The sequence below is a fragment of the Bacillus sp. NTK074B genome, assembly GCF_017303375.1.
Lineage (GTDB): Bacteria > Bacillota > Bacilli > Bacillales > Bacillaceae_B > Rossellomorea.
The window spans coordinates 70153-86990 of sequence record NZ_JAFKOH010000006.1 but is presented as its reverse complement, the minus strand read 5'-3'; the positions used below and the strand labels follow the sequence as shown (position 1 = coordinate 86990).

At 45.7% G+C, this 16838-nt stretch carries 12 protein-coding genes; 11 read left to right on the top strand and 1 reads right to left on the bottom strand.

Annotation, left to right across the window (positions count from 1 at the left end; translation table 11 throughout):
• Nucleotides 1–63: 63 nt before the first annotated feature.
• The 4 genes from JI667_RS11630 (at nt 64) to JI667_RS11615 (ending at nt 3808) form a co-directional block, all read left to right on the top strand.
• The gene (locus JI667_RS11630) at nt 64–354 is read left to right on the top strand and encodes a hypothetical protein (RefSeq protein WP_206853507.1); all 291 of its coding nucleotides are present in this window, start codon (nt 64–66) and stop codon (nt 352–354) included.
• Nucleotides 355–369: 15 nt separating this feature from the next.
• Complete coding sequence (locus JI667_RS11625) at nt 370–1701, top strand: 6-phospho-beta-glucosidase (protein WP_206853504.1); 1332 nt, start codon at nt 370–372, stop codon at nt 1699–1701.
• Between the two features lie 613 nt (nt 1702–2314).
• Nucleotides 2315–3238 carry a DMT family transporter gene (locus tag JI667_RS11620; RefSeq protein WP_206853501.1) on the top strand — a complete coding sequence of 308 codons (924 nt, stop codon included), beginning with the start codon at nt 2315–2317 and terminating at the stop codon, nt 3236–3238.
• Nucleotides 3239–3256: 18 nt separating this feature from the next.
• Nucleotides 3257–3808 (top strand): cysteine dioxygenase, encoded by a 552-nt coding sequence (locus tag JI667_RS11615; protein WP_206853498.1) that lies wholly within the window; start codon nt 3257–3259, stop codon nt 3806–3808.
• A 43-nt stretch (nt 3809–3851) separates the two neighbouring features.
• On the opposite strand, the gene JI667_RS11610 is transcribed toward JI667_RS11615, so the two are convergent.
• Nucleotides 3852–5399: a glycoside hydrolase family 10 protein gene (locus JI667_RS11610; RefSeq protein WP_206853496.1), complete on the bottom strand. Its 1548-nt coding sequence runs from the start codon at nt 5397–5399 to the stop codon at nt 3852–3854.
• A gap of 272 nt (nt 5400–5671) precedes the next feature.
• On the opposite strand from JI667_RS11610, the gene mnmH reads away from it, so the two are divergent.
• The 7 genes from mnmH to JI667_RS11575 all read left to right on the top strand — a co-directional run bounded on the left by mnmH (nt 5672) and on the right by JI667_RS11575 (nt 16807).
• Nucleotides 5672–6712 (top strand): tRNA 2-selenouridine(34) synthase MnmH, encoded by a 1041-nt coding sequence (gene mnmH, locus JI667_RS11605; RefSeq protein WP_206853477.1) that lies wholly within the window; start codon nt 5672–5674, stop codon nt 6710–6712.
• Nucleotides 6713–6724: 12 nt separating this feature from the next.
• Nucleotides 6725–6958 carry a hypothetical protein gene (locus tag JI667_RS11600; protein WP_206853459.1) on the top strand — a complete coding sequence of 78 codons (234 nt, stop codon included), beginning with the start codon at nt 6725–6727 and terminating at the stop codon, nt 6956–6958.
• Between the two features lie 304 nt (nt 6959–7262).
• A complete protein-coding gene (gltB, locus tag JI667_RS11595) occupies nt 7263–11861 on the top strand; it encodes a glutamate synthase large subunit (protein ID WP_206853455.1) in 4599 nt (1532 codons plus the stop codon).
• A gap of 17 nt (nt 11862–11878) precedes the next feature.
• Complete coding sequence (locus tag JI667_RS11590) at nt 11879–13366, top strand: glutamate synthase subunit beta (RefSeq protein WP_206853451.1); 1488 nt, start codon at nt 11879–11881, stop codon at nt 13364–13366.
• A 568-nt stretch (nt 13367–13934) separates the two neighbouring features.
• Entirely contained in the window at nt 13935–14981 is a 1047-nt protein-coding gene (locus JI667_RS23150; RefSeq protein WP_206853448.1) for an ArsR/SmtB family transcription factor, read from the top strand.
• A gap of 12 nt (nt 14982–14993) precedes the next feature.
• Nucleotides 14994–15908 carry an ABC transporter permease subunit gene (locus tag JI667_RS11580; protein WP_206853444.1) on the top strand — a complete coding sequence of 305 codons (915 nt, stop codon included), beginning with the start codon at nt 14994–14996 and terminating at the stop codon, nt 15906–15908.
• Nucleotides 15905–16807, top strand: coding sequence for an ABC transporter permease subunit (locus JI667_RS11575; protein ID WP_206853441.1), 903 nt, complete (start codon nt 15905–15907; stop codon nt 16805–16807). Before JI667_RS11580 ends, JI667_RS11575 begins: the two co-directional genes overlap by 4 nt.
• Nucleotides 16808–16838: the final 31 nt, after the last annotated feature.

Below are 16838 nucleotides of genomic sequence, written 5' to 3'. Positions count from 1 at the left end.
CTAAGAAAACAGAAGTGGGGGTCCTAGGATTCCCACTTCTTTACTAGGTCAGGAGTGATGGAAATGACAGAAAGCGTTGTGCCAAAGAGAATCGGTTTTAGAAGTGTGTTTGTATTATTAATCTCTGTATCTATTGGCCTCTTATTACTTTCAAAGCCCTTGATGAGCACGGGTCTTGCAAAGGAATGGAGTGTATTTTTGGCAACAGGTATTTCAGCTTCAATCGGACTCTCGTTTACTTTATTGAAGATTGAAGGTCCGGTCGAAGATGCATCTGTTAAAAGGAAGCGGATATTATTAGCCGTTGTGGTCAGTTTCATCATCAGTTTCATACTGGCTTTTGTGGCCAGATAACAGGGGGCATATACAATGGAACAAGGAATCAAGGTCGTGACGATCGGCGGGGGTTCAAGCTATACTCCCGAGTTTGTAGAGGGATTGATCAAGCGGTATGATGAACTGCCGGTTCGTGAGCTGTGGCTCGTGGACATTGAAGCCGGAAGAGAGAAGCTGAATATCGTTGGGAACTTAGCGAAGAGGATGGTGGAAAGTTCAGGTGTACAGATGGAGATCCATCTTACCCTGGACCGGAAAGAAGCATTGAGAGGTGCAGACTTTGTCACCACCCAGATGAGGGTCGGACAACTGAAAGCCCGGATTTTGGACGAGCGTCTGCCGATCAAATACGGCATGATCGGTCAGGAAACGAATGGGGCTGGGGGACTCTTTAAAGGAATGAGAACGATTCCTGTCCTATTGGAAATATCAGAAGAAATGCAGGAACTGTGCCCGGATGCCTGGCTGATCAATTTCACGAACCCTGCAGGCATGGTGACAGAAGCGTTGCTTCGTTATGGATCGCATCCAAAGGTTGTCGGTGTTTGCAATCTTCCCATCAATACGAGGATGACTCTGGCAAAACTTCTTGGTGTCGAGGTTGAACGCCTGCATATCCAATTTGCCGGACTCAATCATATGGTCTATGGGTTGGACGTTCTCGTGGACGGAGAATCTGTATTAGGGGAAGTATTGGATATCATGAGTGATCCAGATAGGCAGGTCAGCATGAGGAATATTGCGCCCCTTCCGTGGGAGCCTGAATTCATCAGGAGTCTCGGAGTCATTCCTTGTCCCTATCACCGATACTTCTATAAGACGAACGATATTTTGGAAAAACAGCTAGAAGAATTCAAGACGGGTACAACCCGTGGGGAAGTCGTTCAGCAATTGGAGAATGAGCTGTTCGATTTGTACCAGGATGAAAGCTTAACCGTTAAGCCTCCGCAGCTTGAAGAGCGGGGAGGAGCTTATTACAGCGACGCTGCATGTAACCTCATATCGTCCATCTATAACGACTGCGGGGATATCCAGACACTGAACGTACGCAATGACGGGGCTATCAGTGATCTGCCTCAGGAATCTGCCGTGGAAGTGAACTGTATCGTGACGAAAGAGGGACCGAAGCCGATAACCGTCGGAGAGTTGCCCGTTTCCGTCAGTGGGCTTGTCCACCAGATCAAATCCTTTGAACGGGTGGCTTCAGAAGCCGCCGTAACTGGATCGTATGAGAAAGCATTGCTTGCCATGACGATCCATCCACTGGTGACGAGTGACGTGAAAGCGAAACAGCTGTTGGATGAAATGCTTGAGGTTCATAAAGAGTATCTGCCTCAGTTTGGTGAGCGAGTGGCTCATAAATAAAGCGAAGAAGCTCCATAGTGGGAATTTAAATGAGGTGCCAATATTAAAAATATGTGCCGAATAGTAGCCCCAATCATTATAGGATTTGTAAAAGTAGAACTCGCCTCAGTTGGCGGGTTTCTTTTTTTTAGGAAAACAAAAACCCATATGTAAACACTGGTGGTATGATTCATCTTCATCTTAAGACGTCATGTTCTTTATAGAAAAACCAGCAATGATAAGCGGAGATTTTCCGGTTACAATCAGAATACCACTTGTTTGGGAGGCAAATTGGCGGAGTTTTTCCGCTTATCAAAAGAAAAGTCAACCATTTTTGGGCATTTTGAGTGAATAGGCGGAATCTTTCCGTCTATTTCAGTTAATTTAAATGAAAATATTAAAATAAACGGAATTTCTCCGTCTATTTGTCAGTTCGAGTGCTTAACCAAATCTTCCCTAAGCGATAGGTGCATGCCCGTACCGGAAAAGATACTATATTCCCGAAACGACTAACCATATTTCCAAAACCAACCAACTTATTTCCAACACAATTCAAACCCCTGCACATCTTTCACCTGGACGAGCATACCTTGTTAGAGAGAATACGAGTTCAGAAAGAAAGGATGCCCCGTCCATGATTCCAATAAAAACGAAGGCTGCCGCCTCTTTATATGCCACGATGTCCATCAGTTTCTGGGGGATCTCCTTCGTGTCGACCAAAGCGGTGCTGGATACACTTGATCCCTATACACTCCTCGTTCTGCGGTTTGCAATCGGAGCCCTGTTTCTGCTCATGCTCCTATTAGTAAAAGGAGATAGGCTCACCATCCCCATGAAGTATCTCCCTCACTTGATTATACTTGGTGTGCTCGGTGTCTTCATTCATCAGGTCATCCAGGCGACGGCCCTTCTGACCATCGACGCTTCCTCGGCTGGGTGGATGATTTCATTTTCTCCTGTGTTCACCGTCATCCTTTCCATGATGTTTTTACATGAGAAAATGACTCTCCCTAAAGCCGTGGGGATGATCATCGCGATTACAGGTGTGCTGATGGTGACGACAGCGAGGAGCGGGCAGTCTATCGGATTTGCGGTTAACATAGGGTATATCCTGATGATTCTCAGTACATTGAACTGGGCCGTCTACTCGGTGCTCCTGAAGAAACTTCGGATCGAGCTTCCATCCCTCGTCATTACTTTTTATATGAGTCTCCTCGGTTTCAGTTTGACTATCCCGTTCCTCATCCGTAACCGCGGCTGGGAAAGCATTTCCCTTTTATCAAATGTGGAGTGGGCCCACTTGATATTCCTCGGTGTATTTGTTTCAGGTATCGCGTACTGGTACTGGGCCAAATCATTGGAGGTATTGGATGCGTCCAAGGTGTCGATGTTTCTCTATTTGGAGCCTGTCATGACTCTTATTGCGGCGATCATTCTTCTGCATGAGAAAATTGTATTCATAAGCATAATGGGTGGAGTCATAATTATAATAGGAGTTGTCATTGTTAATGGCCAGATGATTTCTATACTCCATCGGTTTCTGTGGAGGAAACGATAACAACAGGGGGGATCCGCTGTGACCTTAAAGGAACGGTTAAAGAATCGATTGGATGGATTGACCGATCCTTCAACGAATGAAATGAAAGAAGTCTTGAAGTCTCTTCATTTAACTCTTGAGGAGTTACAACCGTACTTGAAGTCTCCAGAAGGAAAGCCATATTTTCGAAAACTCCTTTATCAAAATGAAGCAGTCGAGCTTCTCGTGATGAATTGGTCCGATATTGAATGTGCCCCGCATGATCACGGGGACTCGAAGGGTTGGATCCAGGTCATAAACGGGAGGTCGGTCAATACAATCTTTGAAGTGAAGGATAATCAGCTTCCACGGGAAATATTTGACCGGGAATATAAGGAAGGTTCTTTCTTTTTTGCACCGAAGAAAGGTGTTCACAAAATGAGGAAGGGGGGTGGGGATGACCTGGTGACCCTCCATCTCTACTCTCCGCCCATTCAGGGTATGATGGTGTACGATCTGGAAAAGTGTGCTGCCTGTGTGGTGTCTGATGAATGCGGGGCATGGTGGCCGGATCATATCAGACAAAAGATAAAGGAAATGCAGTTGAAATAATAAGGAGCGCTTCACCCTGATGGGGGAAGCGCTCCTTTCATGATTAGCGGACTCTGACTGTTTTTGCATCCTTACTTTCTACCCCTGTCGGAGATACGGACGTCACACCATACGTGTACATTCCATCTTTATTAGCAGTAGTATCTTCATAGATTGTCAGGTCATCCTGGGGATACACGACATCAATGATATTCGCCGGATTCTCGTAATCTCCTTCTTTCACGCCGTCAAAGCGGTAGATGACATATTTTCTTGCATCTGAATGCTTCTTATCATCGATGGTCAAGGTGATACCTTCTTCCTGCTTATCCGCTTTTACCGTGTTCGGTTTCTTCGGAAGGTCATCATTGTTCCAAGGTGTTGCAGGTGTCAGTGCTTTTTCTGTGTATACGTCATTGCGTAAAATATCAGCGTACCCAAGAGGGTTCTCGAAAACTTGTCTGAGGGAGAAATGCATCTGTCCGAGAGCCGTTCCGTTATCACGGTTGTCCATGATTTGCTCCGGCAGCTCGTAAGGATTGAACCATTCCTGATCAAAATTGTCCCCTACCTTATAATCGGCCATCCCGATGTACAGATTGACCGGGTGCTCATAAGAATACTCCGTCACTTCCCGGCTCCACCAATCAAGGAGGACAGAGTAGTTGGCGACAGCGAGTTTCCTAGACCAATAGATTTGGGGGGTGATATAGTCGATGCTGCCATCCTTGATCCACTGACGGGTGTCGGCATACAGGTCGTCGAAATTCGTTTGTCCGGCCTGAGTTGCACTTCCTGTAGGATCATCGGCAATGTTTCTCCATACGCCAAAAGGGGAAATCCCGAATTGGACATAGTCTTTGATTTCTTTGATTTCAGTGTTGATATCTGCTACCAGTTCATCGACGTTGTTGCGTCTCCAATCGTCGATATTGTCGAAGGCACTGCCATATTTCTCGTATGTATCTTGATCTGGGAAGCTTTCTCCTGCAATTTTATAAGGATAGAAATAATCATCCATATGAACCGCTTCTATGTCGTAGTTGCTTACCAGTTCTTTTACTGTATCAATGAGGTATTGTTGCACTTCGGGAATGCCGGGGTTCAGATAATACTGTTTACCATACTTCAGCACCCATTCGGGATGGAGCTTGGCAACATTATTGTCTGCCAGTGATTCGATGGTTTGATTGGGCATCGTGATGCGGTAAGGATTCACCCAGGCGTGTACTTCGATTCCGCGCTTATGGGATTCGCTCAACATGATGGCCAGTGGGTCATACCCCGGGTCGGTGCCCTGCTTGTCCCCGGTAATGTACTGGGACCACGGAGCGAGTTCAGAGGGATACAAGGCGTCAGCGGTCGGCTTGACTTGATAGATTACCGTATTGAAGTTTAATTGTTTTAACTCATCCAGGGTCCTCTTCACCCAGTCTGTGAATTCCTGCTGATCCATTCCGGGTGCCATATCAATATTCACCACGGTTGCCATCCACGCAGCACGCATTTCGTGCTTTGGAGCACTTGTCTCTGCCGCTTTAGCTTTCCCCGTAAAAGGAAGTGCCAGTGAGAACATCAACACGGCGATGATCATGTACTTTACTGCTTTCATGAACAAACTCCTCTCATTCGGTCTAAAAGAAACCGTTTTCATTTTATTGAAATAATACTTCAATAAAATAATTAAAAACATGAAATATTATTTCTAATACCATTATAGTGGGAGATGAACTGATGGTATATAGTACCAATGAGGTGAAAAATCTGAATATTCAATGTATAAACAGGATGAAAGGACTAGTTGAAACGTTCTAAAATAGAATCAAAACGGAAAGAATATTTAGTGTAAAATAGGACATAGAGACAGTAAGGGGAGTGTTCGTTATGTTCAAGGATCTAACCATAGAACAATGCGATTTACATAAGTATACGTTTGTCGATGTAAGATCACCTTCTGAATACAGGGAAATGACGATTCCGGGAAGCGTGAACATCCCTGTGTTTGATGATGGGGAAAGGGCAGAAGTCGGGACGCTGTATAAACAGGTGAGTAAGGAAGTGGCAACGGACCGGGGGTTGGAGATTTTTTCAGGGAAGCTTCCTGCCTTTATCCGTGAGTTTCGAAAGCTGGATGGGGAGATTGTCGTGTTTTGCTGGCGGGGCGGTATGAGGAGCAAAGCGGCTGCGACCTTCCTTGACCTGATGGGGATCAAGACTTACAGGATACATGGTGGTGTCAGAGCCTATCGTCACTGGGTGCTGAATGAGTTGGAGGCTTTCGAAATGAAGCCCGCTTCTTTTGTATTGAACGGCGGGACAGGCAGTGGAAAGACTGCGATTTTGAAGAGACTTCAAAGGAAAGGGTATCCAGTCCTCGATATTGAAGGACTGGCCAACCATCGGGGCTCCATTTTCGGGAAAATAGGTCTAACCCCGCACAATCAGAAAACATTCGATTCCCTGCTCCTTCAAGAACTGATGAAGCTTCAAGAATCTCCTTTTCTATTGTTTGAAGCGGAAAGTAAACGAATTGGAAAGCTCCTTCTCCCTGACTTTTTAGTAGAGGAGAAGGAAAATGCCTTTCATATCTTTATTGAGATGCCAATGAAAGAAAGGGTGGACCATATTTTGGAAGAGTACCGCCTTCATGAGCATCATGAAGAATTTGCAGATGCGTTCAGGGTCATTAAGAGAAGAATCCACAGCCCTGTGGCGAATGAAATCGAGAATGAGCTGAAACAGGGACATTATGAGCGGATCCTGGAATTGCTCCTTGAATACTATTATGACCCGCGTTACAGGCATATGGCCAATCAATATCCTGTGGATCGAAGGATTTCGGTGAAGGTCAACTCAATCGAAGAAGCCTATCAAGAGATCAAAAAGCTTCTTCAGAATAAAAATTCATTAGTTCCAGCTCAGTGAGACTATCCCCTCATGATGGGGGAAGTCTTAGAAGCAGAAGTGCTGAAAGAAGCTTTAAGGAAGAGGGACGGACCTCCGAAGTTTTTCGGAGGTCCGTCCCTCTTTCATGTGGTTTGGAATGTTGGAGAGGTGGGAAAAGAAGAAGAGTTTCAGCTGCTTAAACTGAACGGTATTTCAGTAATTGAAGGCAAGGTCCGTCCCTCAAAAATCAGCTTTATTTTGTTTGCGAAAAAATTTTTTTACTAATTATTTTGTATGAAAATTCATGTTGGGTTTTGTGGAAATTTGCTTAGGAATGCGAAATATTGTAAGCGATTTCTTTATGATAACATCAAGCGTTAAAGTATTCTGAATATTAAGTTAAAATAATGATTAATATATAAGCTTTCCGCCTCGTTATTACACATATATTTGGATAATCTGCGTATTTTTCATTAACATAATTTTTCGTTTTTTCTAAATTTCATGATATACTAACGAAAATTAAGAAAATTTAATCATTCGGTTAATTATTCAAAAAATATACACGTTTAGTAGAGGAGGACACTGGATGAAAACGAATCTTCCTGTAGCGCAAGGCATGTATGATCCTGCGCAAGAACATGAAGCATGTGGAATTGGAATGATTGCAAATATAGATGGGACAAAAAGTCACAGCATCGTTCAAAATGCCATTAATATTCTATGTAACTTAGAGCACCGCGGAGGACAATCTGCCGATACAAGTACCGGTGACGGTGCAGGTATCCTCACCCAAATCCCTCATCATTTCTTTAAGAAGCAATGTGAAAAAGAGGACATCACCCTCCCAAGGAAAGGCGAATATGGGATTGGGATGGTCTTCCTTCCTGAAAATTATGACAAGCGCCAGAAGAGTAAAGAAATCTTTGAACGCATCATTGAAGAAGAGGGTCAGAAGACACTCGGTTGGAGACCTGTTCCACTTAATGATTCCTTTGTAGGGAAAGTGGCATCGAAGTCGAAACCGTTCATCCGTCAAATTTTCATCGGGGCATCGGAAGACATGCAGTCACGGATGGATTTTGAGCGCAAGTTATATGTGATCCGGAAGCGAATCGAAAAAGAAGTAGAGACCGTGGAAGGACAAGAGGACGTTTACCTTTGCAGTTTGTCTTCTACGACCATCGTCTACAAAGGGATGCTCATCCCGGAACAGCTCGATTCCTTTTATATTGACCTCAACCACCCTGAGTTTCGTTCAGCTTTAGCATTAGTACACTCCCGCTTTAGTACAAACACTTTCCCAAGCTGGCAACGATCTCATCCTAACAGATATACGATCCATAATGGTGAATTCAATACATTGCGAGGGAACGTGAACTGGATGCGCGCACGTGAAAAGCTGTGCAGCTCAAGTGCCTTTAAAGCCGAAGATCTGGAAAAAATCCTACCCGTTATCGATGAGACAGGCAGTGATTCCTCTATGTTCGATAACTGCTTTGAATTCCTTCATTTATCTGGAAGATCCCTTGCACACACGGCCATGATGATGGTTCCGGAACCTTGGGAAAACGATGACACGATCCATCCAAAGAAGAAGGATTTTTACGAATATCACAGCTGTTTGATGGAGCCGTGGGATGGACCGGCAGCCCTTGTGTTCACGGATGGAACGCAAATCGGTGCGTGCCTTGATCGTAACGGACTTCGGCCTGCCAGATACTATGTGACCAAGGGCGGCATGATCGTCCTGGGTTCCGAAGTGGGTGCCCTCGATATTTTTGCCGATGACATCGTCTATAAAGATCGACTGCAGCCTGGAAAGATGCTTCTCGTCGATTTGGAAAAAGGACGAATCATCCCTGATGAAGAGATCAAGCTGCGCGTTGCTTCAGAGCAACCTTATAGACATTGGCTGGATAATAACAAATTGGAACTGGAAGACCTGCCGGAAACGACTCATGAAGTGGTTCAACTGGAATCTGAAGAAGTCCTTCTTCAGCAACAGGCATTCGGCTATACGACAGAGGAACTGAACAAAATCATCAAGCCGATGGTGACGGATGGAAAAGATCCGGTAGGCTCAATGGGGTATGATTCACCTCTTGCCGTTCTTTCCAGGAAGCCTCAGCTTCTTTATAACTACTTTAAGCAATTATTTGCTCAGGTCACGAATCCACCGATCGATGCGATTCGGGAGCAGATCATTACTTCAGTGGGAACCACGATTGGGGCAGAAGGAAACCTGGTGAATCCGGGACCTGAAAGCTGCAGACATATCCATTTAAAGACACCTATCTTAACTGGGGAAGAACTGGAAAAGCTTAGACACCAAAACGAAAAAGGCTTTGAATCTGTCACGTTATCCATTTTGTTTGATGTAACCGAAGAAGGAAATCAATTCGAAGGTACTTTGGATGCTCTTTATGAAAAAGCTGACCAGGCCGTAGCAGATGGGGCGACACTTCTTATTTTATCCGACCGTGGTGTGGTGAAGGAGAAGGCTGCCATTCCAGCACTTCTTGCCGTGTCAGGTCTTCATCACCATCTCATTCGTGAGGGGACGCGTACGACCGTCAGCATTATCCTTGAATCAGGAGAGCCACGGGAAGTCCATCATTTCGCAACCCTGCTCGGATACGGGGCAGAGGCCATCTACCCATATTTAGCGTATGAAACCCTGCGTGATCTGATCGGAAAAGGTGAGCTTCAAGACAAGACGTATGACCAAGCGGTAAAGAGCTTTGTGAAATCAGGAACGGACGGTGTCATCAAGGTCCTATCCAAGATGGGGATTTCAACGATTCAAAGTTACCGTGGGGCCCAAATCTTTGAAGCTGTCGGCATTCATAAGGATGTCATCGATAAATATTTCACCCGGACCGCTTCAAGACTCGGCGGAATCGGAATGGACATCATTGAAAAAGAGGTACTACTAAGGCATACGAAAGCATTCAATGAACGAAAAGATAATCAGCGTACATTAGAATCCGGAGACGAGTTCCAATATCGCCGAGACGGAGAGGATCATGCGTACAATCCAAGTACGATCCACACACTCCAGCATGCATGCCGTACGAATAATTATGAGCTATTCAAGAAATATTCCACTATGTTGACGGACGAGAAGCAGAATCTGCAATCTCTGCGCGGACTTCTTTCGTTTAAAGAAACAAAGGCTGTACCGATTGATGAGGTGGAATCAGTTGAAGAAATATGTCGCCGTTTCAAGACCGGCGCCATGTCATTCGGTTCCATCAGTCAGGAAGCCCATGAAGCATTGGCCATTGCCATGAATAAAATCGGTGGGCGAAGCAATTCAGGAGAAGGTGGGGAGCACCCGAGTCGCTTTGTCCCGGATGAAAATGGAGATTCACGCCGCAGCTCGATCAAGCAAGTGGCGTCAGGGCGTTTCGGTGTAACGAGTCACTATCTTGTGAACGCAGACGAAATTCAAATCAAGGTCGCTCAAGGGGCCAAACCAGGTGAAGGGGGACACCTCCCTGGTAAAAAGGTATACCCTTGGGTTGCTGAAGTCAGGGGATCAACGCCTGGAGTAGAGTTGATTTCTCCACCGCCTCACCATGATATCTATTCGATTGAAGATCTTGCCGAGCTGATCTATAACCTTAAGAATGCGAATCCTCAGGCGCGGATCAGTGTAAAGCTCGTATCAGCTGTAGGCGTTGGAACGATTGCTGCAGGTGTCGCAAAAGGAAGGGCGGACGTCGTGCTGATCAGTGGGTACGATGGCGGTACAGGTGCTGCACCGAGGACCAGTCTGAAACATACAGGATTGCCTTGGGAAATCGGTCTTGCCGAAGCGCATCAAACTTTATTGTTAAACCGCCTTCGTGACCGTATTGTCGTTGAGACGGACGGGAAGATGATGACGGGACGGGATGTCGTTGTGGCATCACTTCTGGGAGCAGAAGAATACGGCTTCTCGACTGCACCTCTTGTCGTTCTTGGCTGTGTCATGATGCGCGTGTGTCATATGAATACATGCCCAGTCGGAATCGCGACACAAGACCCTGAGTTACGTAAAAAATACACAGGTGACCCTGAGCATGTAGCGAACTTCATGCGTTTCGTTGCCCAGGAAACAAGGGAGCTTATGGCTCAGCTTGGATTCAGGACCATCAATGAAATGATCGGGAGAACCGATATTCTGGAAGCCAATGAGGCAATCGACCATTGGAAAGGAAAAGGTATCGACCTTTCAGCTCTTCTTCATCAGCCGGATGTGCCCGAGAAGGTTGGCAGATATGCGACCCGGAAGCAAGATCATGAGCTTGAGAAGACGCTGGATTATCAAGAACTGATTCCGCGTTGCCGAAACGCGATTGAAACAGGTGAGCCTGTTGAATGGACCACAGCGATCCGAAATATTCACCGTGTGACCGGTACGATGCTTGGAAGCGAAATCACCAAACGTTATGGAGCGGAAGGCTTACCGGAAGATACGATCCGCCTGACTTTTAAAGGCTCAGCAGGCCAAAGCTTCGGTGCCTTTATTCCGAAAGGACTGACGTTGAGACTGGTCGGCGATTCCAATGACTTTGTAGGAAAAGGATTATCAGGTGGGAAGATCATCGTTCATCCGGATCCGACAGCCACATTCATTCCTGAACGTAATACGATTATAGGGAACGTTTCCTTCTACGGTGCATCCGGTGGAGAAGCCTATATATATGGAGTGGCAGGCGAACGTTTCTGCGTCCGAAACAGCGGGGCTCAGGTTGTCGTTGAGAGCGTAGGGGATCACGGCTGCGAGTATATGACGGGAGGAAAAGTGGTCGTCCTTGGATTGACGGGGCGAAACTTTGCTGCCGGAATGTCAGGCGGGGTCGCATATGTCCTGGATGAAGATGAAAACTTCCGCTCAAGGTGCAATCAGGAACTGGTCCTGGTTCAGCCATTATTTGATCCTGAAGAGATGAAAGATGTGTATGACATGATCGAGAGATACGTTCACTATACAAACAGCAACAATGGAAAGAAAATCTTAGCCAACTGGGAATCCTACGTATCTAAATTTGTGCGCGTGATTCCAAAATCTTATCTCAAAATGAGAGAGAGGATCAGTGAGCTTGAAAATAGCGGATTAGAGAAATTCGATGCGGAAATGGCCGCATTTGAAGAAGGTACGAAAGAAGAGAAAAAAGTACTGGAACCTGCGAATTAATCAGGGAGGGGGATATCATGGGAAAAGCAACAGGATTTATGGAATATAAGCGGAGGACATTGGATGAACGGCACCCGGCTGAACGGACGAAAGATTGGGACGATTATACGTCCCCTCTTTCGGAAGAAGAAGTCAAGAAACAAGGGGCGCGCTGCATGGACTGCGGCGTTCCCACATGTCAGTCCGGGATGGAAATCAACGGATCGACTACAGGTTGTCCCGTTTATCACTTAATACCAGAGTGGAACGATCTGGTGTATCAGGGACAATGGAAAGAGGCCTTGAAGCGTGAGCATCAGATGAACAACTTCCCTGAATTCACCGGCTTCGCCTGTCCGGCACCGTGCGAAGGGGCTTGCGTCCTCGGGATCAACGAGCCGCCTGTTGCCATCAGGACCGTTGAGCGATCAATTATAGAAAAAGGGTTTGAAGAGGGGTGGGTCATTCCGGAACCGCCTGCGTTCCGCACCGGTAAACGTGTCGCCGTAGTGGGATCGGGTCCGGCAGGGTTGGCGTCTGCAGCACAGCTGAATAAAGCGGGTCACCTCGTCACAGTGTTTGAGAAGAATGACCGGGTAGGTGGTCTCTTGACGTATGGTATTCCTGAAATGAAGCTTCCATACTCAGTCGTGAAGCGCCGTGTCGATATTTTAAAAGAAGAGGGTATTGAATTTGTGACGAATACGGAAGTTGGAAGAGACTATACGGTCGAAAATCTCCGGGAAAACTTCGATGCAGTGATTTTATGCGGAGGAGCCGCCGTTCACCGGGACATCCAGGTAGATGGGCGTGATTTGAAAGGCGTGCATTACGCAATGGAATTCCTGCAGGCCAATACAAAAAGCCTATTGGATTCCAACTTACAGGACGGTAACTATATTTCTGCTGAGGGCAAAGATGTCATCGTCATCGGCGGAGGGGACACGGGTACAGACTGCCTGGCCACTTCTGTACGACATAATTGTAAAAGCCTCATTCAGTTTGATATCTATGATAAAAAGGGCGCCATGCGGGATGAAATCGGCAATCCATGGCCGCAGTATCCCGTCATTCACCGGGTGGAGTACGGTCAAAAGGAAGCTGCAGAAGTACTGGGCGAAGATCCTCGTGCGTATGCCGTCATGACGAAGAAATTTGTCGGCGATGAACATGGCCATATCAAAGAAGTTCATACAGTCAATGTGAAGCTTCGTTATGATGACGAAGGAAACAAGATCCGTGATGAAATCCCGGGAACTGAAAAAGTCTGGCCTGCGGATCTAGTCCTTCTAGCCATTGGATTCAGCGGTCCGGAGCAAGATCTGATCAAGGAACTAGAAGTCGAAACTAACAGCAACTCCACTGTAAAAGCAGAGTACGGAAACTACATGACGAGCGTCGATGGCGTCTTCGCTGCCGGAGACATGCGCCGTGGCCAAAGCCTCATCGTCTGGGCCATCAACGAAGGCCGTGAAGCAGCCCGCGAATGCGACCGCTACCTCATGGGCACGACCGAATTACCTTAATATTTTTGAGGGACGGACCTCCGTCGGGCTTGATGCCTGATGGGGGTTTTTGATTTTTTGGGGACGGACCTCAGTAGGTATTTGGATGCCTTTTTAATGGAAGCAATAAATCATAGTGGGTGGTATAAGATTTGCGAGGATGTGGATCTGAAATTCGTTTAAAAGAGAAGGAGGTAGCTACTTTCTAAGGGAAATATGGTGAACATCATGATATTTGCTTGAACATGCGAGTGAAATCTCTAAAAAGGTTTCATATTTGCTCCTGTAGATCGTCTTGTAGAAGATTTCTAAAGAGGTTCTAGAGATAATTGCGTCATTTTTACAGGTGATTGCGTCATTATTAAAGAAATTGCGTCATTTTTGCCTAAGTTGCGTCATTTCAATTAGTAATTGCGTCTTTTTCTATTTTATGGAAAATACCCACCCCCCGTACCCTAGCAACCCCCATCCGAGGTCCGTCCCTCAAATTCCTCTTGACATTACTACCAATATACCGTAATTTATGTTTAATTTATCCAATTTAGTAATTTGATTAGATGAATAACGAATCAGTTGAGGAGGATTTGTGGTGAGTGTTGAAATTGTGTTTTCCCCATTTAATGAATTAATGGCCAGTTTGCATGTGCTGTGTAATCCGGTGCATCATCCCTATCGAAGGAAGTGGACCATGGAGGTAGAGGAATCACTCCCGATAGAAATGGTCGAAGAAATCCGCCTGTTAGGTTCGCTCTCGTACGAGTGGATGTACTTCATGAATATCCGTAACGAGTATCGACTGAATGAATCTTCAACCGAGGAAGTAATCGAGTTTATTTGTTCAATGCCAGATGAGTCATTTATTTTTTACATGTTGGGAGAACAGTATAGTGCGGATATGCTTCTAACCTGGAAGAAGGACACCAGGATGTCCCCCTTGAACCATCATCAAAAGGACTTGTTAACCCAGCCTAAGCAGTGGAAGGCCCGCATTCATCAGCTTCTGTACGATTACAACGAAAAAATCTTTCAGCCGGAATTATTCCGGATTCGCCCATGGATTAAGAGGGCAGTTGCAACGTTTCAACAGAAGCTTGACCTCTCTTTCCCGGGGGCACTTAACGAAGTTCACCCCGATGTTACTTTAAAAGACCAAACGATTAAAGTCCAAAAAGGAGAGACCTATCGATTTCCTTTATCGGACTATCCCCACATCACTTTACAGCCATCTACTTTCATTACTCCCCACGTCATGCTTGGTGTATATCCGGGTAGGCTTTGTCTTGGGTTGCACGTGGCTGTTCCGGAAACAGAAGAGATGAAAGATGAGCCGCCGGAAGATTTAGTGCACATGTTTAAAGCCTTGGGAGAAGCAACAAGATTGAAGATTTTGCGGGACGTATTACTTCACCCTTATAGTACGAAACAGCTTGCTGAAAAACATGATCTTTCTGAAGCGACCATTTCCAGTCATATCAAGACTCTTCAAAAGGCAGGTTTGGTTAAGAGTGAGCGCAAAGGGTATTACATCTTTTATTCGGGAAACAGAGAAAGGATGGAGTCGTTGCGATCCGATCTGAGTCAATTCATCTCACTCCCATTACTGGAACAATTTATTTATGAGTCTGATTTTACATAAGGGGCCAAAAAGATGAGAACATTCATGAAAGAGATAGGTCAATTTGGATTGACGTGCACAAGTATCATTCTCATTCTTGCTTCACCTGCCCTGATAATCGGACTGAAGAGTTTTACATCATCCACCCTGACGCTTCTGCAGGGAGTCTTCCGGCCTGACACTCTTTCTTATAACGTACATTCGGAAACGCTCTCCTTTTCCCGGATGCCTGAGGCGCGATCGGTCGAATTCCATGAGAAGCTGGTGGCGATTGAATTGTTTCCCTCTATACTAGATGCCTATTTTTATAGTATGTCCTTGCTGATCGGGGGCTTCATGATGGCAATCATGATGGCTTCTCTTGCCTGCTTGTTTTTTATTCGGATCCCTTCTTATTTGAGAAAAGTGACATTCTCCGCTATAGACGTACTCGAATCGCTTCCTGATGTGTTCTTTATCTTTAGTGTTCAATTATTTGTTGTATGGTTTTACAAGCAGACAGGTGTTGAATTGGCCCTTGCTTATTCAACGATCGACCATCAGGCCATTCTCTTGCCACTCTTGACATTGAGCATCGTACCGGGTATTTACCTTCTTAAAATGCAGCTTCTTTTGATGAAAGAAGAGAAGGAAAAGGATTATGCACTTTTTGCGAAATCAAAGGGCCTCTCCGATGCGTTTATCTCGTTTCACCACCTTTTCAAAAATACGGTGATGGAGTGTCTGGCTCATTTACCCGTCATCATCCTGTGTCTGCTCACAAATCTCGTTGTTATTGAATATCTGTTTCAGAGCAACGGGATCATGAGGTTTATCATGGAAGATCAGCCTGCATCATCCTGGGCCTTTATGCTCATCCTTAGCATGACACCATTCTTTATTATAATAAAAGGATCAAGTCGATATCGGCATCGATTTTATCAAACGAAGGGAGAGGGAAAAGAGTGAACGTGATAAGGATGTTACCACCGTTTCTATTAGGTTTCATTTTTATTCTGAGCGTCATTTGGCCAATGGTATCAGTGGAGCCTGTCGTAAAGCCTTTTCTCTATGATGCAGATGGGGCAGTGTTGGATACTACCCCTTATCCGCCTTCTAGTCTTTACTGGCTGGGGACGGACCGGGAAGGCAATGATTTATTTTATATGCTCGTGACGGGAGCGAAGTGGACGATGTTATTTGCTTTCGTTATCACGCTGTTGAGGATCTTTCTGGCAACATTAATGGGAGTATGGCTCAAAAACTGGTTCGTTTCGCCATATGGGGAAGGGTTGCTGCAAGCGTTCACCTTCATCCCCCAGTCCTTGATATCCATTATCTGGATGACCCCTTTCTTGCTGTATGAGGTAAGAAGTGCACCACCCTTTACCATGGCTGAATCCGTATTCCTACAGATCATTGTGATGACGGCAGTGGGGGTACCGACGACTGCGAAAATGATCGGGGAAACCGTACGTCATATCCATTCATTTGAATTTATGGATAGTGCCCGGGTGCTGGGTGGATCGTCCCTTCATCAGGCAAGAAGACATATTCTCCCCCATCTATTCCCGAGACTTATCGTTTTGTCAGGCAGGCAGCTCGTACAAGTCCTCACCCTTATGTTGCATCTCGCTATTTTTCATATTTTTATAGGAGGAACGATCATTACATCGGGACAGGAGCATGACCAATTCAATGTACATGCAAGCATGACCCAGGAGTGGGCCGGTTTGATCGGTAGCCGATACGGAGAGTTATTATTGGAACCCTACATCGTATTTTTTCCGGTCATGGCGTATTCCTTGTTGATCCTATTGACCAATATGACGTTCAAACATCTCGAAAACTCTTCTCAGAAGGTCTGAATGCGCCGGCACCCACTTCTAAACAAGTGAA